General features: G+C 32.8%; 28 protein-coding genes and 1 pseudogene. All 29 read left to right on the top strand.

Annotated features, from left to right (window positions below; genetic code table 11):
• Nucleotides 1–3: 3 nt before the first annotated feature.
• The 29 genes and pseudogenes from pgmB (at nt 4) to rplF (ending at nt 23582) form a co-directional block, all read left to right on the top strand.
• Nucleotides 4–660: a beta-phosphoglucomutase gene (gene pgmB / locus GCU34_RS13030; protein ID WP_072781294.1), complete on the top strand. Its 657-nt coding sequence runs from the start codon at nt 4–6 to the stop codon at nt 658–660.
• Nucleotides 661–665: 5 nt separating this feature from the next.
• Complete coding sequence (locus GCU34_RS13035; protein ID WP_072781292.1) at nt 666–2969, top strand: glycoside hydrolase family 65 protein; 2304 nt, start codon at nt 666–668, stop codon at nt 2967–2969.
• Nucleotides 2970–2975: 6 nt separating this feature from the next.
• Complete coding sequence (locus GCU34_RS13040; protein WP_072781289.1) at nt 2976–5087, top strand: glycoside hydrolase family 97 protein; 2112 nt, start codon at nt 2976–2978, stop codon at nt 5085–5087.
• A 66-nt stretch (nt 5088–5153) separates the two neighbouring features.
• The gene (locus GCU34_RS13045) at nt 5154–6989 is read left to right on the top strand and encodes a glycoside hydrolase family 13 protein (RefSeq protein ID WP_072781286.1); all 1836 of its coding nucleotides are present in this window, start codon (nt 5154–5156) and stop codon (nt 6987–6989) included.
• 69 nt (nt 6990–7058) lie between these two features.
• Complete coding sequence (locus GCU34_RS13050) at nt 7059–8492, top strand: alpha-amylase family glycosyl hydrolase (RefSeq protein ID WP_072781283.1); 1434 nt, start codon at nt 7059–7061, stop codon at nt 8490–8492.
• 165 nt (nt 8493–8657) lie between these two features.
• Nucleotides 8658–9038: a 30S ribosomal protein S12 gene (gene rpsL / locus GCU34_RS13055; RefSeq protein WP_072781281.1), complete on the top strand. Its 381-nt coding sequence runs from the start codon at nt 8658–8660 to the stop codon at nt 9036–9038.
• 25 nt (nt 9039–9063) lie between these two features.
• Nucleotides 9064–9540 carry a 30S ribosomal protein S7 gene (rpsG, locus tag GCU34_RS13060; RefSeq protein ID WP_072781278.1) on the top strand — a complete coding sequence of 159 codons (477 nt, stop codon included), beginning with the start codon at nt 9064–9066 and terminating at the stop codon, nt 9538–9540.
• A gap of 20 nt (nt 9541–9560) precedes the next feature.
• Nucleotides 9561–11696: an elongation factor G gene (gene fusA / locus GCU34_RS13065; protein ID WP_072781276.1), complete on the top strand. Its 2136-nt coding sequence runs from the start codon at nt 9561–9563 to the stop codon at nt 11694–11696.
• A gap of 11 nt (nt 11697–11707) precedes the next feature.
• The gene (rpsJ, locus tag GCU34_RS13070) at nt 11708–12013 is read left to right on the top strand and encodes a 30S ribosomal protein S10 (RefSeq protein WP_009779180.1); all 306 of its coding nucleotides are present in this window, start codon (nt 11708–11710) and stop codon (nt 12011–12013) included.
• A gap of 201 nt (nt 12014–12214) precedes the next feature.
• Entirely contained in the window at nt 12215–12502 is a 288-nt protein-coding gene (locus GCU34_RS13075) for a hypothetical protein (protein WP_072781274.1), read from the top strand.
• A 206-nt stretch (nt 12503–12708) separates the two neighbouring features.
• Nucleotides 12709–13350 (top strand): annotated as a pseudogene (locus GCU34_RS13080) (GLPGLI family protein); the annotation flags it as partial.
• Nucleotides 13351–14826, top strand: a complete 1476-nt coding sequence (locus GCU34_RS13085; RefSeq protein WP_152378487.1) for a peptidase associated/transthyretin-like domain-containing protein — start codon at nt 13351–13353, stop codon at nt 14824–14826.
• A gap of 17 nt (nt 14827–14843) precedes the next feature.
• Nucleotides 14844–15983 carry a hypothetical protein gene (locus GCU34_RS13090; RefSeq protein ID WP_152378488.1) on the top strand — a complete coding sequence of 380 codons (1140 nt, stop codon included), beginning with the start codon at nt 14844–14846 and terminating at the stop codon, nt 15981–15983.
• Nucleotides 15984–16164: 181 nt separating this feature from the next.
• Nucleotides 16165–16782, top strand: a complete 618-nt coding sequence (rplC, locus tag GCU34_RS13095) for a 50S ribosomal protein L3 (RefSeq protein ID WP_072781269.1) — start codon at nt 16165–16167, stop codon at nt 16780–16782.
• A complete protein-coding gene (rplD, locus tag GCU34_RS13100; protein ID WP_072781267.1) occupies nt 16782–17408 on the top strand; it encodes a 50S ribosomal protein L4 in 627 nt (208 codons plus the stop codon). The genes rplC and rplD overlap by 1 nt, the downstream gene beginning before the upstream one ends.
• Nucleotides 17409–17418: 10 nt before the next feature.
• Nucleotides 17419–17709: a 50S ribosomal protein L23 gene (gene rplW / locus GCU34_RS13105; RefSeq protein WP_072781264.1), complete on the top strand. Its 291-nt coding sequence runs from the start codon at nt 17419–17421 to the stop codon at nt 17707–17709.
• A gap of 6 nt (nt 17710–17715) precedes the next feature.
• Nucleotides 17716–18540, top strand: coding sequence for a 50S ribosomal protein L2 (gene rplB / locus GCU34_RS13110; protein WP_072781262.1), 825 nt, complete (start codon nt 17716–17718; stop codon nt 18538–18540).
• Nucleotides 18541–18550: 10 nt separating this feature from the next.
• The gene (gene rpsS, locus GCU34_RS13115) at nt 18551–18829 is read left to right on the top strand and encodes a 30S ribosomal protein S19 (RefSeq protein ID WP_072781259.1); all 279 of its coding nucleotides are present in this window, start codon (nt 18551–18553) and stop codon (nt 18827–18829) included.
• Between the two features lie 9 nt (nt 18830–18838).
• On the top strand, nt 18839–19246 hold the full coding sequence (rplV, locus tag GCU34_RS13120) for a 50S ribosomal protein L22 (RefSeq protein ID WP_072781256.1): 408 nt from the start codon (nt 18839–18841) through the stop codon (nt 19244–19246).
• 8 nt (nt 19247–19254) lie between these two features.
• Complete coding sequence (rpsC, locus tag GCU34_RS13125) at nt 19255–19986, top strand: 30S ribosomal protein S3 (RefSeq protein WP_072781254.1); 732 nt, start codon at nt 19255–19257, stop codon at nt 19984–19986.
• A gap of 20 nt (nt 19987–20006) precedes the next feature.
• Nucleotides 20007–20426: a 50S ribosomal protein L16 gene (rplP, locus tag GCU34_RS13130; protein WP_072781252.1), complete on the top strand. Its 420-nt coding sequence runs from the start codon at nt 20007–20009 to the stop codon at nt 20424–20426.
• 13 nt (nt 20427–20439) lie between these two features.
• Entirely contained in the window at nt 20440–20631 is a 192-nt protein-coding gene (gene rpmC / locus GCU34_RS13135) for a 50S ribosomal protein L29 (protein WP_072781249.1), read from the top strand.
• A 17-nt stretch (nt 20632–20648) separates the two neighbouring features.
• On the top strand, nt 20649–20906 hold the full coding sequence (gene rpsQ / locus GCU34_RS13140) for a 30S ribosomal protein S17 (RefSeq protein WP_072781246.1): 258 nt from the start codon (nt 20649–20651) through the stop codon (nt 20904–20906).
• Between the two features lie 2 nt (nt 20907–20908).
• Nucleotides 20909–21277, top strand: a complete 369-nt coding sequence (rplN, locus tag GCU34_RS13145; protein WP_014166275.1) for a 50S ribosomal protein L14 — start codon at nt 20909–20911, stop codon at nt 21275–21277.
• Nucleotides 21278–21288: 11 nt separating this feature from the next.
• On the top strand, nt 21289–21603 hold the full coding sequence (rplX, locus tag GCU34_RS13150; RefSeq protein WP_072783366.1) for a 50S ribosomal protein L24: 315 nt from the start codon (nt 21289–21291) through the stop codon (nt 21601–21603).
• 2 nt (nt 21604–21605) lie between these two features.
• Nucleotides 21606–22157, top strand: a complete 552-nt coding sequence (gene rplE / locus GCU34_RS13155) for a 50S ribosomal protein L5 (RefSeq protein WP_072781244.1) — start codon at nt 21606–21608, stop codon at nt 22155–22157.
• A 3-nt stretch (nt 22158–22160) separates the two neighbouring features.
• The gene (rpsN, locus tag GCU34_RS13160) at nt 22161–22430 is read left to right on the top strand and encodes a 30S ribosomal protein S14 (protein ID WP_072781241.1); all 270 of its coding nucleotides are present in this window, start codon (nt 22161–22163) and stop codon (nt 22428–22430) included.
• Between the two features lie 195 nt (nt 22431–22625).
• Entirely contained in the window at nt 22626–23024 is a 399-nt protein-coding gene (gene rpsH, locus GCU34_RS13165) for a 30S ribosomal protein S8 (protein WP_072781238.1), read from the top strand.
• Between the two features lie 15 nt (nt 23025–23039).
• Nucleotides 23040–23582, top strand: coding sequence for a 50S ribosomal protein L6 (rplF, locus tag GCU34_RS13170; RefSeq protein ID WP_072781236.1), 543 nt, complete (start codon nt 23040–23042; stop codon nt 23580–23582).
• Nucleotides 23583–23591: the final 9 nt, after the last annotated feature.

Raw genomic sequence — 23591 nt, forward strand, 5'->3', positions numbered from 1 at the left:
GCAATGAAACAAAAAACTTTCATATTCGATTTAGACGGAGTGATTGTTGATACCGCAAAATATCACTTTTTTGCATGGCAAAACTTAGCCAAAAGTATTGGTGTCAATTTCACACACGAAGACAACGAACAGTTAAAGGGTGTTAGTCGCGTTCAATCGCTTGAATTAATTTTAGGTTTGGGAAACAAAAAGGCAACACAAGAAGAAAAAGATATATGGCTTGTTCAAAAAAATGAAGAGTATTTAACTTTTATCGAAAAAATGGATGAGTCAGAAATTCTTCCAGATGTAGAAAGAGTATTACAATTCTTAAAAGAACATAACCAAAAAATCGTATTGGGTTCGGCAAGTAAAAATGCGAAACCAATTTTAGAAAAAGTAAACTTGTTTCGATATTTTGATGCTATTGTAGATGGAAATGATGTGTCAAAAGCAAAACCAGATCCTGAAGTATTTTTAGTAGGAGCTGACAAAGTTTATTCTAAACCCAAAAGCTGTATTGTGTTCGAAGATTCTGTGGCTGGCGTCCAAGCGGCTAATCAAGCAGCTATGCTTAGCATCGGAATTGGAGAACAAAATGTATTACATGAAGCAAAATTTTGCTTTACAGATTTTACAAAAATTTCTAATGAGTTTTTATTAGACTTAATTAATTGTTAAAACAGATGAACCAAGATTATATAGTACCAAACGAATGGTCAATTATTGAAGAAGGATTTGATGCAGGCAGAGTAAAATCGTCTGAAAGTTTATTTAGTATAGGAAATGGAGCTATGGGGCAACGTGCCAACTTTGAAGAGTTTTATTCTGGTAAAACATTTCAAGGTTCTTACATTGCCGGAGTTTATTATCCTGATAAAACGAAAGTGGGTTGGTGGAAAAATGGCTACCCAGAGTATTTTGCAAAAGTATTAAATGCACCAAACTGGATAGGAATTAATGTTGAAATTAACGGTGAAAAATTAGATTTAGCATCATGTAAAGACATCAAAAATTTCCGCCGTGAGTTAAATATGAAAGAAGGTTGGTACAATCGTTCTTTCGAAATTACATTGAAAAACGGTGTTGATGTTGCAGTTAATGTTAATCGTTTTCTTTCTTTAGAAATTGATGAATTAGGTGCTATTCAATACGAAGTTACGCCACTAAATCAAGATGCAAAGCTTGTTTTTAAACCGTATGTTGATGCCGGAATCGAAAATGAAGACACCAATTGGGAAGAACGTTTTTGGGAAACTTTAGAAGTTAAAAATCAAGACAATCAAGCGTATGTTGTAGCGCGAACTTTAAAAACAAAGTTTACGGTTTCAACGTATATGCACAATTCGGTTTTAGTCAATGATGCAGTTTCTGATGTAAAACTTGTTGAGGTAGAAAAAGAAGCTTCGAAAATTTCATTCTCTTACGAAATAGCCGCTTCAAAAGGGCAAAAAGTAACACTTCAAAAATTTGGTGGATATGTTTCAAGTATGAATCATCCGGTTGAAGAATTAATTTTGGCTTCAAAAAAAGTAATTGAAAAAGCAAACGGAATAGGCTACAATCAATTATTAGAAAACCAAAAACAAGCATGGGCTAAAATTTGGGAAATGAGCGACATTACTATCAATGGAGATGTAAAAGCGCAACAAGGAATTCGTTTTAATATTTTCCAGTTAAACCAAACGTATTTAGGAAAAGATTCAAGATTAAATATTGGTCCAAAAGGATTTACTGGTGAAAAATACGGGGGTTCTACGTATTGGGATACCGAAGCGTATTGTATTCCGTTCTATATGGCAACCAAAGACCAACAAGTAGCTCGTAACCTATTAGCTTATCGTTATAATCAATTGGATAAAGCGATTGAAAATGCTGAGAAGTTAGGTTTCAAAAATGGTGCAGCTTTGTATCCAATGGTAACTATGAATGGAGAAGAATGTCATAACGAATGGGAAATTACATTCGAAGAAATTCACCGTAATGGAGCTATCGCTTTCGCTATTTATAACTACTATCGTTTTACTGGAGATTATTCTTACATTCCTGAAAAAGGATTAGAAGTTTTAATCGGAATTGCACGTTTTTGGCATCAAAGAGCTACGTTTTCAACGTATAGAAATCAGTATGTAATTCTTGGTGTTACTGGACCAAATGAATACGAAAACAACGTAAACAACAATTGGTATACAAATTATATTGCCAAATGGTGTATTCAATATACTTTAGAACAAATTCAAAAAGTGAATTCAGATTACCAATCTGATTTTACTAGAATTATGAATAAGGTAAAATTATCGCAAACTGAAATGGATTCATGGAAAGAAGTTGCTGATAATATGTATTTTCCTTATTCTGAAGAATATGGCGTATATTTACAACAAGACGGATTTTTAGATAAAGAATTGGTAACGGTTGCCGAATTAGATAAAGCGCAACGTCCAATCAATCAAAAGTGGTCTTGGGATAGAATTTTACGTTCGCCATATATCAAACAAGCCGATACATTACAAGGTTTCTATTTCTTTGAAGATCATTTTACAAAAGAAGAATTAGAGAAGCATTTTAATTTTTACGAACCTTTTACCGTTCATGAAAGTTCACTTTCGCCTTGTGTACATTCTATTCAAGCTGCTGTTTTAGGTAGAATGGAACAAGCGTATACGTTCTATTTACGAACGTCTCGTTTGGATTTAGATGATTATAACAAAGAAGTTCACGAAGGTTTACACATTACATCAATGGCGGGAACGTGGATGAGTATTGTAGAAGGTTTCGGAGGAATGCGTGTGAAAGACGGAAAATTATCTTTCGAACCAAAAATTCCTTCACAATGGAAAGGATTCTCGTTTAAAGTAAACTTCAGAAATACAATCGTAAAAGTTGAAGTAAACCAAAACGAAGTTTCTATAAAAGTAGATGGTGAAAACGATTTTACGGTTTTAGTAAATGGAAAAGAAACTATTGCGAAGACATTACAAACAAATTAGTACCAAATGAAAAAAATTGCAGTAATCTTAGTTGTCGTTCTAAACCTTTTTAATGGTTATGCACAAAAACTAAAATCTCCAAACGGAGCATTTGAAATGGATTTTTCACTTTCTAAAAGTGGTGAACCAACGTATGCTTTGTATTTGAAAGGAAAAGAAGTAATCAAACCTAGTAAATTAGGTTTTTATATTAAAGATGATAAAAAGTCTTTAGTTAATGATTTTGAATTAATAAATGAAGCTAGAGGTGCCCATAATGAAATGTGGAATCCGGTTTGGGGAGAAGAATCTGCAATCAAAAATCATTACAACGAGTTAGCGGTAACGCTTAAACAGAAAGAAACCAATAGAAAATTAATTGTTCGTTTCCGTTTGTTTGATGAAGGTTTGGGTTTCCGTTATGAGTTTCCTGAACAAAAAGAGTTGATCTATTTTATCATCAAAGAAGAACGTACAGAATTTGCAATGACTGGCGATCACACTGCTTTGTGGATTCCAGGCGATTATGATACACAAGAATACGATTATACTGAATCAAAATTATCAGAAATCAGATCGTTATTTAAATCGGCTTTGACTTCAAATGCTTCGCAAACGCAATTTTCTGAAACTGGAGTGCAAACATCATTAATGATGAAATCGGCTGACGGATTGTATATCAATTTACACGAGGCGGCTTTAATCAATTATTCGTTAATGAATTTGGATTTAGACGATAAAAACATGGTGTTTAAATCGCATTTAACTCCTGACGCTCGTGGCGATAAAGGTCACATGCAAGCGCCGTTTACTTCACCATGGAGAACAATTATTGCAAGTTACGATGCACGTGATATTTTAGCTTCGCGTATGACATTGAACTTAAACGATCCTTGTAAACTTGAAGATACTTCTTGGATTAAACCAGTAAAATACGTTGGTGTTTGGTGGGAAATGATTACAGGAAAAAGTTCTTGGGCTTATACAGATGATGTTCCTTCAGTACAATTAGGAATTACGGATTATGCTAAAACGAAACCAAACGGAAAACATGGTGCTACTACTAAACATGTAAAAGAGTTAATCGATTTTGCTGCGCTTCATGGTTTTGATGGTGTTTTAGTAGAGGGTTGGAACCAAGGTTGGGAAGATTGGTTTGGTCACGAAAAAGATTATGTTTTCGATTTCGTGTCGCCTTATCCTGATTTTAATGTGGTGGAAATTGAAAATTATGCCAAATCAAAAGGTGTAAAAATGATTATGCATCATGAGACTTCAGGTTCAACCAGAAATTATGAGCGTCATTTGGACAAAGCGTTTAGATTTATGAACGACCATGGTTACGATGCTGCTAAAACAGGTTATGTGGGGAATATTTTGCCATTAGGTGAGCATCATTATTCGCAATCAATAATTAATCACTACCAATTTGTAATTGAAAAAGCAGCTGATTATAAAATTATGATTAATGCACATGAAGCGGTTCGTCCAACAGGAATTTACAGAACGTATCCAAATATGATTGGAAACGAATCCGCTCGTGGAACAGAATTCCAAGCTTTCGGTGGTTCAAAAGCAAATCACACTACGATTTTACCTTTCACAAGATTAATTGGAGGGCCAATGGATTATACTCCTGGAGTTTTTGAAATGGATATTGCAAAATTAAATCCGGATAATAATTCTCATGTAAATGCTACAATTGCGAACCAATTGGCATTGTATGTAACCATGTACAGTCCACTTCAAATGGCAGCCGATTTACCTGAAAATTACAATCGTTTCTTGGATGCATTCCAATTCATTAAAGATGTTCCGGTTGATTGGTCAACAACAAAATATTTAGAAGCTGAGCCAGGTTACTATTTAACTATTGCTAGAAAAGATAAAAATTCAAACAATTGGTTTGTTGGTAACACTAACGGATACAATAAAAGAAGTGCAACAATTAGCTTAGATTTCTTAGAAAAAGGTAAAAAATATGAAGCAACTATTTATGCTGATGCAAAAGATGCAGACTATAAAACAAATCCTCAAGCTTATGTAATTTCGAATCAAAAAGTTACCAATAAAACAAAACTAAAAATGACTTCAGCTGCAGGTGGTGGTTACGCTATCAGTATTGTTGAAGTGAAATAATCATAAATTCCTCCTTTTGTCATGCTGGCGATAGGAGGAATTTTATTAAGTAGACAATTTTAGATTATGAAAAAACTACTGTACATACTTACAACGCTATTTACAATTTCAATTTCTGCCCAAATCGATAAAATGGAACCGCCATTTTGGTTTGAAGGAATGAACAAAAGCGAAATTCAAATTCTGTTTTACGGAAAAAATATAGCACAAAATTCAGTTTCAGTTTCTAATAATGTTGTGATTACAAATGTCACTAAAACTGAAAATCCGAATTATCTTTTCGTTACGATTGACACAAAAAATGTTGTAGCACAAACTTTGAAATTTCAATTTAAAAACGGTAAAAAATCGTTTTCAAAAGATTTCGAAATCCAAAAGAGAAAAGAAAATTCAGCTAATAGAAAAAGCTTCGATGCTTCAGATGTAATGTATTTGCTAATGCCAGATCGTTTTGCAAATGGTGACGAAAGCAACGATTCCTCTTCAAAATTACAAGAAAAAGGAAACAGAAGTTTACCAGGTGGAAGACACGGTGGCGACATTCAAGGAATTATAGATCATTTAGATTATATCCAAGAATTAGGTGCAACGGCAATTTGGTCAACCCCACTTTGCGAAGACAACGATAAAGGCTATTCGTATCACACCTACGGACAATCGGATGTGTATCAAATTGATGCTAGATATGGAACCAATGAAGATTACAAACGTTTAGCTGCGGAAATGCACAAACGTGACATGAAATTAATCAAAGATTATGTTACCAATCATTGGGGAGCAGAGCATTGGATGTTTAAAGATATTCCAACATACGATTGGTTTCATCAATTTCCGGGTTATGCACAAAGTAACTATCGAATGACTACTCAATTTGATTCAAATGCTTCAAAACGAGATGCCAAATATTGTATGGATGGTTGGTTTGTGCCAAGTATGCCCGATTTAAATCAATCCAATCCTTTAGTGTTGAATTACTTAATTCAAAATGCAATTTGGTGGATTGAATATGCTGATTTAGACGGTTTACGTGTAGATACTTACTCTTATAATGATAAAGACGGCATTGCAAAGTGGACCAAAGCCATTACAGATGAATATCCATATTTCAATATAGTTGGCGAAGTTTGGATGCACGATCAAGCTCAAATGTCTTATTGGCAAAAAGATAGTCCAATTGCTAAAATCCAAAGTTATAATTCGTATTTGCCAAGTGTAATGGATTTTACATTGCACGATGCTTTTGGAAATGTTTTCAATGAAAACAATGCAGGTTGGAATGATGGTGTAATCAAATTCTATGATAATTTTACCAATGATTTCTTGTATGCCAACCCAAATAATCTATTGATTTTCCTAGAGAATCACGATACGGGTCGTTTCAATCAAATCTATCAAAACGACATTAAGAAGTACCAATTAGGAATTACGTTATTGGCAACCACTCGCGGAATTCCACAATTGTATTATGGTTCCGAAATTGGAATGGCAGGTGATAAAGGAAAAGGCGATGCTGATATTCGTCAAGATTTCCCTGGCGGATGGAAAGGCGATGCAAATAATGCGTTTACCAATTCTGGACGAACTGAAATACAAAAGCAATTTTTTGATTTCACCAAAAAACTATTGAATTGGAGAAAAAATAAAGAAGTCATTCATTCGGGGAAATTAACGCATTACATTCCGGAAAATAATGTGTATGTGTATTTCCGGCACAACGATACAGAAAGCGTGATGGTAGTTTTGAATAATTCGTTAGACAATCAAAAAATAAAATTGAATCGATTCCAAGAAAATCTAAAGGGATTTACGTCTGGAAATGATATTCTTACTGGAAAAACTATCGATTTAAAAGAAGAATTATCAGTTGAAGGAAAATCAAGTTTAATTTTAGAATTAAAATAATGTTACATTGTCATTTCGAGCGTTAGCGAGAAATCTCATAAAGCATATTTTTTTAAAATAACTAACATAATGAAGAAAATAATTGTATCAGTTTTAACCATTTTGATTTTGTTTAGCTGTAAAAAAGAACAGCCGACAGAAATTCAACCTGAAGAGCAGAAATTAGAAGCTATAAACGAAACAACAGCAGAAAACGCGGTTATTTACGAAGTAAACGTTCGTCAATATTCTCCTGAAGGAACTTTTAATGCATTTACAAAAGATATTCCGCAATTAAAAGAATTAGGTGTAAAAATTATTTGGGTAATGCCCATTTTTCCTATTTCGGAAACCAAAAGAAAAGCAACCGGTGGCGATGATAGTAAATTTGCTTCTGAAATGCCAGAAGCGGAACAACACAAATATTTAGGAAGTTATTATGCAGTTTCCGACTTTAAAAAAGTGAATCCTGAGTTTGGAACTATTGAAGATTTTAGAAATTTGGTAAAAACGGCTCATGAAAACGGGATGTATGTTATTTTAGATTGGGTTCCAAATCACACGGGTTGGGATCATGTTTGGATAAAAGAACATCCAGAATTTTACACTCAAAATGCTAAAGGGGAAATTATCGATCCAATTAATCCTGAAAATGGAAAATCTTGGGGTTGGTCAGATGTAGCGGATTTAAATTACGATAATCAAGAATTGCGCAAAGAAATGACTTCTGATATGTTGCATTGGGTGAAGAACGAAAATATTGATGGTTTCCGTTGTGATGTAGCAAGTAATGTGCCTTTAGATTTTTGGCAACAAGCGATTCCGCAATTAAGAAAAGAAAAAAATATCTTCATGTTAGCAGAAGCTTGGGAACCAGAATTATTAAAAGAGGGTTTGTTTGATATGGCGTATGCTTGGGAAGGTCATCATTTAATGAATGATATTGCAAAAGGCAAAAAGCTGGTTGCTGATTGGGATAACTACATGCAAAAAGTTTCTAAAGAATATGAAGCAAATGATATTCTAATGAATTTTGTGGATAATCATGATGAAAATTCTTGGAATGGAACAATCAATTCAAGGTTAGGTAAAGCTAGAGAAGCTATGATAGCTTTGTCTTATGTGACGCCGGGAATGCCTTTGATTTATAGCGGAGATGAATATGGATTAGACCATAGTTTAAAGTTTTTTGAAAAGGATTCTATTCCAAAAATAAAAGGGAAGGAATGGGATTTGCTAACGAAGTTAGGAAAATTGAAAAATAACAGAATCGCTTTAGCTGGAGGAAAACAAAAAGCGAGTTATAAGAAAATTGAAACGTCTAATCCTAACATTTTAGCATTTGAAAGAGCTAAAGATGGTAATAAAATAATTTTCATAGCTAATTTAAGTAATGAAGTACAAGGATTTGAAAATCCATTTCATCAATCTTTTACAGATTATATAAAAAATGAAAAATATGATTTGTCATCTACATCTTATTTAAAATTAAAACCTTGGCAGTATTTTATATTAGAAGAATAAAATAGCTTTCATTTAAAATTTTACAGCATTTGGTTCGTACCAAATGCTTTTTGTTTTAAATAACTTGAAAATTAAATAATTAAGGTTTGGATTATAAAAAATAATTTCTACCTTTGCCGTCCCTAAAATAGGGTAGTTAAAAAAAGTATTAATTTATTAGTAATTATGCCAACAATTCAACAATTAGTAAGAACTGGAAGAGCCAAAATAACTAAGAAGAGTAAATCGGCTGCTTTAGATTCTTGTCCTCAAAGAAGAGGGGTTTGTACGCGTGTTTACACTACAACACCTAAAAAACCAAACTCAGCAATGCGTAAAGTTGCGCGTGTGCGTTTGACAAATGGTAATGAAGTAAATGCTTACATCCCAGGAGAAGGACACAATCTACAAGAGCACTCGATAGTATTAGTTAGAGGTGGAAGGGTAAAAGATTTACCAGGAGTTAGATACCACATCGTTCGTGGTGCTTTGGATACAGCCGGAGTTAACGGTCGTTTACAAAGAAGATCTAAATATGGTGCTAAACGCCCTAAAGACAAAAAGTAATTTTAAAAACTTTTAAAGAAAAGACATGAGAAAAAGACAGGCCAAAAAAAGACCTCTTTTACCAGATCCAAAGTTTAACGATCAATTAGTAACACGTTTTGTGAATAACTTAATGTGGGATGGTAAAAAATCAGTTGCTTTCAAAGTGTTCTACGATGCTTTAGAAATTGTAGAAAACAAAAAGCAAGATGCTGAAAAATCAGCATTAGAAACTTGGAAAGACGCTTTAACTAATGTTATGCCTCACGTAGAAGTTCGTTCTCGTCGTGTGGGTGGAGCTACTTTCCAAATCCCAATGCCAATTCGTCCAGATAGAAAAATTTCTATGGCGATGAAATGGATGATTCTTTATGCAAGAAGAAGAAATGAGAAATCTATGGCTGCTCGTTTAGCGTCTGAAATTTTAGCTGCTGCTAAAGAAGAAGGTGCTGCAGTTAAGAAAAGAATGGATACTCACAAAATGGCTGAGGCTAACAAAGCATTCTCTCACTTTAGATTTTAATTCATAAAGAACACAACAAAATGGCAAGAGATTTAAAATATACAAGAAATATCGGTATTGCAGCTCACATTGATGCGGGTAAAACTACAACAACTGAGCGTATTTTATTCTATACTGGTAAAACTCATAAAATTGGTGAGGTTCACGAAGGTGCCGCTACAATGGACTGGATGGAGCAAGAAGCTGAAAGAGGTATTACAATTACTTCTGCAGCTACTACTTGTGAGTGGAATTTCCCAACTGAGCAAGGTAAGCCAACAGCAGATTCGCATTCTTACCACTTTAATATTATCGATACTCCAGGTCACGTTGACTTTACAGTTGAGGTAAACCGTTCGTTACGTGTATTAGATGGTTTAGTATTCTTATTTTCTGCGGTAGATGGTGTTGAGCCACAATCAGAAACTAACTGGAGATTAGCTGATAACTATAAAGTTCCTCGTATGGGATTTGTTAACAAGATGGACCGTCAAGGGTCTAACTTCTTAGCAGTTTGTCAGCAAGTTAAAGATATGTTGAAATCAAACGCTGTGCCTTTAGTGTTACCTATTGGTGATGAGGCTGATTTCAAAGGAGTAGTTGATTTAATCAAAAACCAAGCAATTGTTTGGCATGATGATACTCAAGGAGCTACTTTTGATATCGTTGCAATCCCAGAAGATATGATTGCTGATACTAAGAAATATAGAGCGCAATTAATCGAAGAGGTTGCTGCATATGATGAAAACTTATTAGAGAAATTCATGGAAGATGAAGACTCTATTACAGAAGAAGAAATCAATAATGCATTAAGAAGAGCAACAATTGATATGGCTATTATTCCAATGTTATGTGGATCTTCATTCAAAAACAAAGGAGTTCAGTTTATGTTAGATGCTGTTTGTAAATTCTTACCTTCTCCATTAGATAAAGAAGCTATTGAAGGAACAAACCCTGATACTGATGAGCCAATTTCAAGAAAACCATCTGTAAATGATCCATTCGCGGCTTTAGCATTTAAAATTGCTACTGACCCTTATGTTGGTCGTTTGGCTTTCTTCCGTGCTTATTCAGGACGTTTAGATGCTGGTTCTTATGTGTTGAACAACCGTTCAGGTAACAAAGAGCGTATCTCTCGTATCTATCAAATGCACGCTAACAAGCAAAATGCAATTGAATATATTGAGGCTGGAGATATTGGAGCAGCTGTAGGATTTAAAGATATCAAAACTGGAGATACTTTATCAGATGAAAAACACCCAATCGTGTTAGAATCAATGGTATTCCCTGATCCAGTAATCGGTATCGCAGTTGAGCCTAAAACAAAAGCTGATGTTGATAAAATGGGTATGGCTTTAGCTAAATTGGCTGAAGAAGATCCTACTTTTACAGTAAGAACTGACCATGCTTCAGGACAAACAATTATTTCTGGAATGGGTGAGCTTCACTTAGATATCATCGTGGATCGTATGAGACGTGAGTTTAAAGTGGAAGTTAACCAAGGTGAGCCACAAGTTGAGTACAAAGAGGCATTTACTAGAAAAGCACAACACAGAGAGGTTTATAAAAAACAATCTGGAGGTCGTGGTAAATTTGGTGATATCGTATTCGAAATTGGACCAGCTGACGAAGTTGACGGAAAAGTTCCAATGGGATTACAATTCGTTAACGAAGTTAAAGGTGGTAACGTACCAAAAGAGTATATTCCAGCTGTAGAAAAAGGTTTCAGAGAAGCTATGAAATCAGGACCTTTAGCAGGTTATGAAGTTGATAGTTTGAAAGTAACTTTAACGGATGGATCTTTCCACCCTGTGGATTCGGATGCTCTTTCTTTCGAATTGGCTGCTAAATTAGGATATAAAGAATCTGCAAAAGCTGCAGGTGCTGTAATCCTTGAGCCAATCATGAAATTAGAAGTGTTAACTCCAGAAGAGAACATGGGTGATATCGTTGGGGATTTAAATAGAAGAAGAGGTCAAGTAAACAATATGGATGATAGAGCTGGTGCTAAAGTTATTAAAGCGTCTGTGCCTCTTTCTGAAATGTTTGGTTATGTAACTACTTTAAGAACATTATCTTCAGGTAGAGCAACTTCAACTATGGAATTCTCTCACTATGCAGAAACTCCTTCTAATATTTCTGAAGAAGTTATCAAAAAAGCTAAAGGTGGTAATTAATTTTTAAAAAGATGAGTCAAAAAATTAGAATAAAATTAAAATCTTACGATCATAACTTAGTTGATAAATCAGCTGAGAAAATCGTAAAGACTGTAAAAAGTACAGGTGCTGTTGTAACTGGTCCAATTCCGTTACCAACGCATAAAAAGATTTTTACTGTATTACGTTCTCCACACGTAAACAAAAAATCTAGAGAGCAATTTGAATTAAGCTCATATAAAAGATTATTAGATATTTATAGTTCTTCTTCAAAAACTATTGATGCTTTAATGAAATTAGAGTTGCCAAGTGGTGTTGAAGTAGAAATTAAAGTTTGATAGAATTTTTAACTACTTAGAGTAACTCCCAGCGAAAGTTGGGAGTTTTTTTGTTTTTAAAATAGTTAAAACGAATAGAATATGTGAAGTTGAATTTAAAAAAAATAAAAAACATAAGTTAAAAACGGAAATAAATTATGTTTTTCTTGCACATGTCATTTTTTTTTTTTTTCGCATGTATAATTTTTAAAACATTATACAATGAAAAAAGTTCTTTTAATTTTAGCTTTAATGCTAAGCGTGGTAAGTTTTGCTAACAATAGCGAAGCAAAGACAGAAATTGCTGAAGTAGTATCTTATACTTTAGAAGTAAGAAACAATAAAGGTACGGTTTTACATACAAGACAGTTTAGTACTGAAAAAGATTTATTGACATATTGTTATGATTCTGTAATGATGTATTATATGTATTCATATACAGATTTTGAAACAGGTCAATCGATGGATATGTATCAAGTTGTAACAACTAGACGCTGTATAACAGTTTAATAACACTTAAATAATCCCAAATTTAAGTTTGGGATTTTTATTTTTTATATGAAAAAAATCTATAAAATAATTATAATTTATTTGGGGTTTACAATTTCTACATTCGGACAAACTTTACTAGTTAAATATTGTGAAAATTCTATTATTTCAGAGGAAAGATTAAAGGAGTTGCCAGAAGAAATTAGGAATGAAAGAATGAAGAAAAAAAATATAATTTATTTGTTGATGTAAATAAAGGTTTGTCTTATTATGTGAATGATGTTTATACTAAAAACTCTAGTTATAACACTGAATATGAAAAAGAGACGCAATATGACGATCATGTAGAAATAATTACTACAAAAGTAATTGTTGACCTGAAGAATACTGAAAAATTTTATTATAAAGATTTTGGTAAGGATGAAATGCTCTTTGAGTTTTTTAACGGTGACCAGTTGTTTACGGGTAAAGACTCTTTAAAAAATTGGAATTGGCAATTAACAAATGAAACTAAAATAATTTATGGTTATACTTGTAAAAAAGCAACGGCTGTTTGGGGTAGAGGTGAGTATGTTGCATGGTTTACTGAAGATATTCCTGTACAGGCAGGTCCTGAAAAATTTGATGGTTTACCTGGTTTGATTTTATATGTGGGAACTCCGTATTATGAATATTCTGCTGTGTTGGTTAAAGAGATGAAAGATAAGGTTAATATTGAAAAACCAAATTTTGATAAAATAAAAACATATACGCTTGAGGAAATTAATGATATAATTAAACAAAAGATAAAAGGATTACAGTCTTCAAGCATTACAACTCAAGATGGTGATAAAACAATTACCCGCGAAACAATTATTTACAAAAACTAAATGCAAAAAAGATTAATTTGGTTATTATTATTTTATCCTTTTTCATCTTTTTGCCAAAGTTTAGAAGGAATAGTTCTTGATAGTCTACAAAAACCCATACCGTTTGCAAATGTGCAGTTAATAGAAAAAAACACTTTTAAAAGTGTTTTTTTTTCGCAAACAAATGACGATGGGCAATTTTCAATTAATTGTAAAACTATTGATTTTCCAATAGTTTTAAAAATTACACATTTATCTTTTCAAAAAGAAGAAATAGAAATAAATAATTGTGATAAGATACGTCTCATACTAAAAAGCAAAACTACTCTTTTAAAAGAAATTATTCTTGAGCAAAATGTTTTTGATGTTGTAGAACAAAATGATACTTTAAAGTATAATTTAAAAAGACTTTTAAATGGTTCCGAGAGTAAACTTAAAGATATTATTGAAAAACTTCCAGGTTTATCAATTGACGAAAATGGAAAAATACGTTATAATGGAAAAAAGATAGATCATTTACTTTTAGACGGTGACGATTTTTATAACGACCAGCACCAACTGGCGACAGAAAATTTAACACCCGAAATGATCGAAAAAATTGAAGTTCTCAAAAATTACCAAGACTTATCTTCAATTAAAGGATTTGAAAATTCAGGAGCAACTGCATTGAACATTGGCTTGAATGAAAAATTTAAAAATATGTTTAAGGGAACTGTTGAGGTAGAAGGTGGTTATAAAGAAAAATATAAACTCAATGCCAATACATTTAATTTTGGTAAAAGCCTTAAATACAATTTATTATTGAATACAAACAACATCAATAAGAATGTATTTACAATAAACGATTTTTTAAATATAAAAAAGAGTTTAGGTTCAAAAGCGTTGAGTGAAAGCTCAGGTAATTCAGAGATAATACAAGAAGAAGATTTGCCGGAGTTTTTATTTAGCACTGATCTAATTAAGGGTAAAACGGTTCAAAATTATACATTCAATTTGTCCCAAAAACAGAACAATAAAAAAATCGATTTTTTTTCAGTTTTAAATAAAATAAATCAAAATGAATTTACTAATGGTAAACAGATATTTTTTGACGGTAGTCCATCTGTTTTAAAACATAACACAATTGGTGGAGTTTCGGTATATTCAACTAATATTCTAAAATTTGAGAACAAAATAAATGAAAAAAAATACTTTTCTATAAATTCCTATCTTATATTTAATAAAGACATTCAGGATTCCTACATAGGCAATCAAATTTTAACAACAGGTGGTGAAACTGCTTTTGAAAATGATTTGGTAAATAAACATCTGAAATTGGGCTTTAATACCAAGTATAAAAATAAACTTTCCGAAAAAATTCTTTTAGAAGCAAATCTAATTGGTGATTATTCAAAGGTTTCTAATAATCTTGAAATTGTTTCAACCAAAGTTTTAACCCAATTTGATTCAAATGAAAATTGGTTAACACAAAAAAATAATTACAATTCTTTTTTTTAGGAGCAAAAGGTAGCTTGGTGGTTAAGATAAATAGTAAAAGTAGTCTTAATTTAGGGTTAAAATCGATAAATAGAAATGAAACATTGCAAAATAGAAATACACTACAAGAATCATATATTTTTAGAACTAATTTTCAAACAACTGAGAATAGTATGTTAATTAAATATAATTGTAAAATAAATAAGTTTTTTAAATATTCAGCGGGTATTGACTTTATAAGTAAAAATTACTCAATAAATTCAGTAAATGATAAATTTTTCATAGTGCTACCAAGTGCTGAATTTACATATACACCAAGTAAAAATTTAAACTTCGGAATTTTTTATAATGCTGCAAAATCCGATTATTCGGTATATCAAATGGCAAATGGTAAAATAATTCAAGATTATAGAACTTTAACTCAAAAAAGTAATTTGACAATTGAAAAAATTAGAACTAATAATTTACAATTCAACACTTCTTATTCAAAGCCAACTGCGAATATTTTTTCTTTTTTAAATATTTCATATTCGCAACTTCCTAAATCAATTAATAAGTCATTTGATAATAATAATCAATTAACGAAAGAACAATATATATATTCAAACTTAGATAAATCTTTATATATGCTTTTCTTTGGTGAAAAAAAATTTAATAAGATTCCACTTGGCTTTAACATAGAATCATTAAATTCAGTTTTTAAGAAAGCAACTTATATTAATGAGATAAGAAATGTAAATGAAAATTCTCAAAATAAAATTACAGTTGAAGCAAAATCCTATTTTAAAAAGAACAATTTCAATTTGGCAACAGGTTTTGAATATTTATCAAGTAAAAATGATAACCTGACAAGCAATATAACTAATAGTTATAAGCAATACAGTCCATACTTAAAATTCAATGGAAAGATTTTAGAAGATAAAATTTATTGGGAAACCAAAGTGACATTGCATAAATTTGAAACATCTTCCACTGCTGTTGATGATATTTACGATATTGGCTTTTTGTTGAAATATGATTTAAAAAATTTTAACTTTTATCTTTTGGGTAGCAATATTCTTAATATTAGTGAGAATAATACTAAAAACTCGATTAATTATAATCAAGTATTTGCAGAAGAAACAACTGTAAGTTCTTTTTCAGGATTTGTCAATTTAGGAATTTCTTTTTCGTTTTAATATAGACTATTTAAAGTCATTTTATATGGTTTAAAATTCATCAAAAAAAAATCTTTGTAAAATTTCTTAAAAAAAAGAAAATCAATTGTTTGTATAATAAAATAAAAAGTTTACCTTTGCACCCCATTGGGAAAAGTGTTTTTCTCAACGAAATAAGAATATTAATTAATAATTGTTAAATATGTCTGGGTTAATCGGAAGAAAAATCGGCATGACTAGTATCTTTGACGAAAACGGAAAAAACATTCCGTGTACAGTTATTGAAGCAGGTCCATGCGTTGTTACCCAAGTCAGAACCAACGAGGTTGACGGGTACGAAGCTCTTCAACTTGGTTTCGATGACAAGACTGAAAAGCATACAGTTAAAGCTGAAGCAGGTCACTTCAAAAAAGCTGGTACTGATGCTAAGAAGAAAGTCGTTGAATTCAAGTATTTTGAAGAAAAACACAATTTAGGAGATGTGTTAACTGTTGATTTATTCAACGAAGGAGAATTTGTAGATGTACAAGGTGTGTCTAAAGGTAAAGGTTTTCAAGGGGTTGTTAAACGTCACGGATTTGGTGGTGTTGGTCAAGCAACTCACGGTCAACATAACCGTTTAAGAGCGCCAGGTTCTGTAGGAGCATCTTCTTATCCATCAAGAGTATTCAAAGGAATGCGTATGGCGGGTAGAACAGGAGGAGAAAATGTAACAGTTCAAAACCTTAGAGTTTTAAAAGTAGTAGCTGAGAAAAACCTTTTAGTTGTTAAAGGTTGTGTTCCTGGTCACAAAAACTCTTACGTAATCATTCAGAAGTAATGGAAGTAAAAGTATTAGATATCAACGGAAAAGATACAGGTCGTAAAGTACAACTTTCTGACTCTGTTTTCGCAATTGAGCCTAATAACCATGCTCTTTATCTTGATGTTAAACAATATTTAGCAAATCAAAGACAAGGTACTCACAAGTCTAAAGAGAGAGCTGAGGTAGCTGGAAGTACTCGTAAAATTAAAAAACAAAAAGGTACAGGTACAGCGCGTGCAGGTAGTGTTAAATCTCCTGTATTTGTAGGTGGTGGTAGAATTTTTGGTCCAAAACCAAGAAACTATTCTTTCAAATTAAATAAAAACTTAAAAAGATTAGCTCGTAAATCTGCTTTATCATTAAAAGCTCAAGAGTCTAACTTAGTAGTTGTTGAGGATTTTACATTTGAAGCACCAAGCACTAAAAATTTCATTAATGTATTGAAAGCTTTAGGGTTAGAAAGTAAAAAGTCATTATTCGTATTGGGTGATACAAATAAAAATGTATATTTGTCGTCGCGCAATTTACAATCAACTTCTGTTGTAACCGCTTCAGAATTAAACACTTATGCAGTAATGAATGCAAAAAGTTTAGTTTTAACTGAAGGTTCAGTAAACGGAATTGAATCTAATTTAAGTTAATAATAAGGTTATGAGTATCATTATTAAGCCAATTATTACTGAAAAAATTACCAAAGATGGTGAAGTTTTTAACCGTTTTGGTTTTGTAGTTGCAAAGAATGCTAACAAAATTCAAATCAAAAATGCAGTAGAAGCTGCTTATGGTGTGAATGTAGTTGCTGTAAACACTATGAACTATAGAGCTGATAGAAGTGTTAAATATACCAAAAGTGGTTTAATCAGTGGAAAAACAAATGCTTACAAAAAAGCAGTTGTTCAAGTTCAAGAGGGTGAAACAATAGATTTTTATAATAATATCTAATAGAAAATGTCAGTTAGAAAATTAAAACCTATTACCCCGGGTCAGCGTTTTAGAGTTGTGAATAGCTTTGACACTATTACAACTGATAAGCCGGAAAAGTCATTATTGGCTCCGAAAAAAAACTCTGGAGGTAGAAATAGTCAAGGAAAAATGACCATGCGCTACACAGGTGGTGGTCACAAACAAAAGTATCGTGTTGTAGATTTTAAAAGAGCTAAAGCTGGAGTTCCAGCTGTAGTTAAAACTATTGAGTACGATCCAAATCGTTCAGCTTTTATTTCATTAATCGCTTATGCTGATGGAGCTAAAACTTACATCATTGCACAAAACGGTTTACAAGTTGGACAAACTGTAGTTTCTGGTGAGAATGCAGCTCCTGAAATTGGAAATGCATTACCTTTAAGTAAAATTCCTCTAGGTACAGTTATTTCTTGTATCGAATTAAGACCAGGTCAAGGAGCAGTTATTGCTCGTTCTGCAGGAACTTTTGCTCAGTTAATGGCAAGAGATGGAAAATATGCTACAATTAAAATGCCTTCTGGTGAAACAAGATTAATCTTGTTAACTTGTACGGCTACAATTGGTGCAGTATCTAACTCAGATCACCAATTAGTTGTATCAGGTAAAGCTGGTAGATCTAGATGGTTAGGTAGAAGACCTAGAACTAGACCAGTAGCAATGAACCCTGTTGATCACCCAATGGGTGGTGGTGAAGGACGTTCTTCTGGAGGTCACCCACGTTCAAGAAAAGGTTTACCTGCTAAAGGTTATAGAACTCGTTCTTTAACTAATCCGAGCAACAAGTATATTGTAGAACGTAGAAAGAAATAATTAGATAGACATGGCACGTTCATTAAAAAAAGGACCTTACGTACACTATAAATTAGAGAAGAAAGTTTTAGAAAACGCTGAGAATGGAAACAAAGCCGTGATCAAAACATGGTCAAGAGCTTCTATGATTACTCCAGACTTCGTTGGACAAACTATCGCTGTACATAATGGTCGTCAATTTGTTCCTGTTTACGTAACTGAGAACATGGTAGGTCATAAATTAGGAGAATTTTCGCCAACTAGATCATTTCGTGGTCACGCTGGTGCAAAAAATAAAGGTAAAAAATAATAAGAAGCTATGGGAGTTCGTAAAAGAGAAAGAGCCGAGCAAGTTAAGGAAGCTAAAGCACAAGTTGCTTTTGCTAAATTAAACAATTGCCCTACTTCACCTAGAAAGATGCGTTTAGTAGCTGACTTAGTAAGAGGTAAGAAAGTAGAATTAGCTCTAAATATATTAAGATTTAGTCAAAAAGAAGCTTCTAGAAAATTAGAGAAATTGTTGTTATCAGCAATTAACAACTATCAGCAAAAAAACGCTGAAGCTAATTTAGAAGAAGCTGGCTTATTTGTAAAAGAGATCCGTGTAGATGGTGGTATGATGTTAAAAAGACTTCGTCCAGCTCCACAAGGTCGCGCACACAGAATTAGAAAACGCTCTAACCACGTAACAATCGTGTTAGGAGAAAATAATAACACACAAAGCTAATAAACAGTATGGGACAAAAGACAAATCCAATCGGAAATAGACTTGGTATCATCAGAGGATGGGACTCAAACTGGTACGGTGGAAATGACTACGGAGATAAAATCGCTGAGGATTATAAAATCCGTAAGTATATCCATGCGCGTTTATCTAAAGCTAGTGTTTCTAAGATAATTATCGAGAGAACTTTAAAACTTGTAACCGTTACTATCACTACTGCTAGACCTGGTATCATTATCGGAAAAGGTGGACAAGAGGTAGACAAGTTAAAAGAAGAACTTAAGAAAATTACTGACAAAGAGGTTCAAATTAACATCTTTGAAATCAAAAGACCTGAGTTAGATGCTTATTTAGTAGCTAACAGTATTGCACGTCAAATTGAAAGCAGAATTTCTTATAGAAGAGCTATTAAAATGGCTATCGCTGCAGCAATGAGAATGAATGCAGAAGGAATTAAAGTTATGATTTCTGGTCGTTTAAACGGAGCTGAAATGGCACGTTCTGAGCACTTCAAAGAAGGTAGAATTCCTCTATCAACTTTTAGAGCAGACATCGATTATGCTTTAGCTGAAGCTCACACTACTTACGGTAGAATGGGTATTAAAGTATGGATCATGAAAGGTGAAGTTTACGGTAAAAGAGATTTATCTCCACTTGTAGGTATGGACAAACAAAAGTCTTCTAAATCTGCAGGAAATGGTCAAGGTAAATCTGGTAAGCCAAACGCTCGTAAAAGAAAGTAATTATTTTAAATTAAAGAAAAATGTTACAGCCTAAAAGAACAAAATACCGTAAGGTACAGAAAGGTAAAATGAAAGGTGTATCTCAAAGAGGTCACGAACTTTCTAACGGAATGTTCGGAATTAAATCTTTAGATTATTCTTTCATTACTTCTCGTCAAATCGAAGCTGCACGTATTGCTGCAACTCGTTTTATGAAAAGAGAAGGACAGTTATGGATTAAAATCTTCCCAGATAAGCCTATTACAAAGAAACCTCTTGAAGTACGTATGGGTAAAGGTAAAGGTGCAGTTGAATATTGGGCTGCAGTTGTAAAACCAGGAAGAATTATGTTTGAAGTTGGTGGTGTTCCACTATCTGTTGCAAAAGAGGCTTTACGTCTTGCAGCTCAAAAACTTCCTGTAAAAACTAAGTTTATTGTTGCTAGAGATTTCGAAGCATAATTAATTAAGTATTATGAAACAATCAGAAGTAAAAAATCTATCTGCAGCTGAGTTACAAGAGAAACTTAGTGAGTTAAGAAGAACTTATGCCGACCTTAAAAATGCTCACACTATTTCTCCTATTGAAAATCCTCTTCAATTAAGAAATGTTAGAAGAGCGGTTGCGAGAATAGCTACAGAGTTAACTAAAAGAGAGTTACAATAATTGTATTCTGCTGAAAGATGGAAAATAGAAATTTAAGAAAAGAAAGAATTGGTGTTGTTACAAGTAACAAAATGGAGAAATCTATTGTTGTTTCTGAAACTAGAAGAGTTAAACACCCATTATATGGTAAGTTCGTGTTGAAAACTAAAAAATATGTTGCACACGACGAAACAAACGATTGTAATATTGGAGATACTGTAAGAATCATGGAAACACGTCCTTTAAGTAAATCTAAATGTTGGAGATTAGTTGAAATCATTGAAAGAGCGAAGTAATTATGGTACAACAAGAGTCAAGATTAAAAGTAGCAGATAACACGGGAGCTAAAGAAGTTTTAACTATTCGTGTTTTAGGAGGAACGAAACGTCGTTACGCCTCTGTAGGTGACAAAATTGTAGTTGCAATTAAAGATGCAACTCCTAACGGAAACGTTAAAAAAGGAGCTGTTTCAACTGCAGTTGTTGTTCGTACTAAGAAAGAAGTTAGAAGAGCCGATGGATCTTACATCCGTTTCGATGATAATGCTTGTGTTTTATTAAACGCAGCAGGTGAAATGAGAGGTACTCGTGTATTCGGTCCTGTAGCTAGAGAACTTCGTGAAAAACAATTCATGAAAATTGTATCATTAGCACCTGAGGTGCTTTAATTCTAAAAATGATGGCAAAGCTAAAAATTAAATCAGGAGACGTAGTTAAAGTTATCGCAGGTGACCATAAAGGTACTGAAGGTAAAGTTGTACGCGTTCTTCGTGAAGCAAATAAAGCGATAGTTGAAGGTGTTAACATGGTTTCTAAACACACAAAACCAAGTGCAAAAAACCCTCAAGGTGGTATCGTTAAGAAAGAAGCTCCTATTCATATTTCTAACTTATCTTTAATCGATTCTAAAACGAAATCGGTTACTAAAGTAGGTTACAAAATGGAAGGAGATAAGAAAGTAAGATTTTCAAAAAAATCTAATCAAGTATTATAGTTATGGCTTATATACCTAGATTAAAAGAAGAATATAAGAGTAGAGTTATCGCTGCTCTTACAGAAGAGTTCGGTTACAAAAACGTAATGCAAGTTCCTAAACTTGAAAAAATTATTGTAAGCCGTGGAGTTGGTGCAGCTGTATCTGATAAAAAATTAGTTGATCACGCTGTAGAAGAAATCACCAAAATTACTGGTCAAAAAGCAGTAGCTACAATTTCTAAGAAAGACGTTGCGTCTTTCAAATTAAGAAAAGGTATGCCAATTGGTGCTAAAGTTACTTTACGTGGCGAAAGAATGTATGAGTTTTTAGATAGACTTGTTACTTCATCTTTACCTCGTGTGCGTGACTTCGGTGGAATTAAATCTAATGGTTTCGACGGTAGAGGTAACTATAACTTAGGTGTTGTTGAGCAAATCATCTTCCCTGAGATTGATATCGATAAAGTAAATAGAATTGCTGGATTCGATATCACTTTTGTTACATCTGCAAACACAGATAAAGAAGCAAAATCATTATTAGCAGAATTAGGTTTACCTTTTAAAAAGAATTAAGACATGGCTAAAGAATCTATGAAAGCCCGTGAGGCTAAAAGAGAAGCGTTAGTAGCTAAATATGCTGAAAAAAGAAAAGCTTTAAAAGAAGCTGGAGATTATGAAGCATTACAAAAATTACCTAAAAATGGATCTCCTGTACGTTTACACAATCGTTGTAAATTAACTGGAAGACCAAGAGGCTACATGCGTCAATTCGGTATTTCACGTGTAACATTCCGTGAAATGGCAAACCAAGGATTAATTCCAGGTGTTAAAAAATCAAGCTGGTAATAAAAATTTGTTATTATAAATAAAAAGTGTACATTTGCACACTTTTTGTTTGAAAAAGTATTCTTGTAAGTCGCAAAAGTGCTCTAAAAAGAGTGCTCTTGCGGCTTATAGGAGTAAATAGAAATTTGAAATTAATTGGTTTTAGGTTCAAGGAGTGGGTTGCCTCTTGAAAACCGAAACCGCAAATTGTTTAATATGTATACAGATCCAATTGCAGATTTTCTTACGAGAGTTAGAAATGCGTCAAGAGCTCAACACAAAGTTGTTGAAATTCCTGCGTCTAACTTAAAAAAGGAAATCACAAAAATTTTATTCGATCAAGGTTATATCTTGAGTTACAAATTCGAAGATAATACTGTACAAGGTACTATCAAAATTGCTCTTAAGTACGACAAAGAAACTAAAGAGTCTGTAATTAGAGATATCCAAAGAATTAGTAAACCAGGTTTGCGTAAATATGCTGGCTCTTCTAACTTACCAAGAATTTTAAATGGTTTAGGTTGTGCTATTGTTTCTACATCTAAAGGTGTTATGACAGGGAAACAAGCAAAACAACTTAATGTTGGTGGAGAAGTAATTTGTTACGTATATTAATAAAAAGACGAAAGCATGTCAAGAATAGGTAAAAATCCAATTGCAATTCCAGCAGGAGTAACTGTAGAAGTGAAAGATGCTGTAGTTACAGTAAAAGGAAAATTAGGCGAGCTTTCTCAAGAGTTTTCTGATGTGACGATTAATGTTGAAGACAATCAAGTGATTGTTGAGCGTTCATCAGATAATAAAGTTGAGAGAGCGAAACATGGGTTATATCGTGCTCTAATCAACAATATGGTTGTTGGAGTTTCTGAAGGTTTTACTAAACAATTAGAATTAGTAGGTGTTGGTTACCGTGCTTCTAATCAAGGTCAAAAACTTGATTTAGCATTAGGTTATTCTCACAATATAGTTCTTGAGGTTGTACCAGAAGTAACGGTAGAAACTATCTCTGAAAAAGGGAAAAACCCAATAGTGAAATTATCATCATTTGACAAACAATTATTAGGACAGGTAACTGCAAAAATCAGATCTTTCCGTAAGCCTGAACCTTATAAAGGAAAAGGAATTAAGTTTGTTGGTGAAGAATTAAGAAGAAAAGCAGGTAAATCAGCTTAAAAATTAAGG

This window comes from Flavobacterium haoranii (genome assembly GCF_009363055.1).
Lineage (GTDB): Bacteria > Bacteroidota > Bacteroidia > Flavobacteriales > Flavobacteriaceae > Flavobacterium > Flavobacterium haoranii.

Excerpts from the sequence above, each read along its gene's own strand:
- pgmB (WP_072781294.1), top strand. The coding sequence starts at position 4 with ATGAAACAAAAAACTTTCATATTCGATTTAGACGGAGTGATTGTTGAT.
- GCU34_RS13035 (WP_072781292.1), top strand. The coding sequence starts at position 666 with ATGAACCAAGATTATATAGTACCAAACGAATGGTCAATTATTGAAGAA.
- GCU34_RS13040 (WP_072781289.1), top strand. The coding sequence starts at position 2,976 with ATGAAAAAAATTGCAGTAATCTTAGTTGTCGTTCTAAACCTTTTTAAT.
- GCU34_RS13045 (WP_072781286.1), top strand. The coding sequence starts at position 5,154 with ATGAAAAAACTACTGTACATACTTACAACGCTATTTACAATTTCAATT.
- GCU34_RS13050 (WP_072781283.1), top strand. The coding sequence starts at position 7,059 with ATGAAGAAAATAATTGTATCAGTTTTAACCATTTTGATTTTGTTTAGC.
- rpsL (WP_072781281.1), top strand. The coding sequence starts at position 8,658 with ATGCCAACAATTCAACAATTAGTAAGAACTGGAAGAGCCAAAATAACT.
- rpsG (WP_072781278.1), top strand. The coding sequence starts at position 9,064 with ATGAGAAAAAGACAGGCCAAAAAAAGACCTCTTTTACCAGATCCAAAG.
- fusA (WP_072781276.1), top strand. The coding sequence starts at position 9,561 with ATGGCAAGAGATTTAAAATATACAAGAAATATCGGTATTGCAGCTCAC.
- rpsJ (WP_009779180.1), top strand. The coding sequence starts at position 11,708 with ATGAGTCAAAAAATTAGAATAAAATTAAAATCTTACGATCATAACTTA.
- GCU34_RS13075 (WP_072781274.1), top strand. The coding sequence starts at position 12,215 with ATGAAAAAAGTTCTTTTAATTTTAGCTTTAATGCTAAGCGTGGTAAGT.
- GCU34_RS13085 (WP_152378487.1), top strand. The coding sequence starts at position 13,351 with ATGCAAAAAAGATTAATTTGGTTATTATTATTTTATCCTTTTTCATCT.
- rplC (WP_072781269.1), top strand. The coding sequence starts at position 16,165 with ATGTCTGGGTTAATCGGAAGAAAAATCGGCATGACTAGTATCTTTGAC.
- rplD (WP_072781267.1), top strand. The coding sequence starts at position 16,782 with ATGGAAGTAAAAGTATTAGATATCAACGGAAAAGATACAGGTCGTAAA.
- rplW (WP_072781264.1), top strand. The coding sequence starts at position 17,419 with ATGAGTATCATTATTAAGCCAATTATTACTGAAAAAATTACCAAAGAT.
- rplB (WP_072781262.1), top strand. The coding sequence starts at position 17,716 with ATGTCAGTTAGAAAATTAAAACCTATTACCCCGGGTCAGCGTTTTAGA.
- rpsS (WP_072781259.1), top strand. The coding sequence starts at position 18,551 with ATGGCACGTTCATTAAAAAAAGGACCTTACGTACACTATAAATTAGAG.
- rplV (WP_072781256.1), top strand. The coding sequence starts at position 18,839 with ATGGGAGTTCGTAAAAGAGAAAGAGCCGAGCAAGTTAAGGAAGCTAAA.
- rpsC (WP_072781254.1), top strand. The coding sequence starts at position 19,255 with ATGGGACAAAAGACAAATCCAATCGGAAATAGACTTGGTATCATCAGA.
- rplP (WP_072781252.1), top strand. The coding sequence starts at position 20,007 with ATGTTACAGCCTAAAAGAACAAAATACCGTAAGGTACAGAAAGGTAAA.
- rpmC (WP_072781249.1), top strand. The coding sequence starts at position 20,440 with ATGAAACAATCAGAAGTAAAAAATCTATCTGCAGCTGAGTTACAAGAG.
- rpsQ (WP_072781246.1), top strand. The coding sequence starts at position 20,649 with ATGGAAAATAGAAATTTAAGAAAAGAAAGAATTGGTGTTGTTACAAGT.
- rplN (WP_014166275.1), top strand. The coding sequence starts at position 20,909 with ATGGTACAACAAGAGTCAAGATTAAAAGTAGCAGATAACACGGGAGCT.
- rplX (WP_072783366.1), top strand. The coding sequence starts at position 21,289 with ATGGCAAAGCTAAAAATTAAATCAGGAGACGTAGTTAAAGTTATCGCA.
- rplE (WP_072781244.1), top strand. The coding sequence starts at position 21,606 with ATGGCTTATATACCTAGATTAAAAGAAGAATATAAGAGTAGAGTTATC.
- rpsN (WP_072781241.1), top strand. The coding sequence starts at position 22,161 with ATGGCTAAAGAATCTATGAAAGCCCGTGAGGCTAAAAGAGAAGCGTTA.
- rpsH (WP_072781238.1), top strand. The coding sequence starts at position 22,626 with ATGTATACAGATCCAATTGCAGATTTTCTTACGAGAGTTAGAAATGCG.
- rplF (WP_072781236.1), top strand. The coding sequence starts at position 23,040 with ATGTCAAGAATAGGTAAAAATCCAATTGCAATTCCAGCAGGAGTAACT.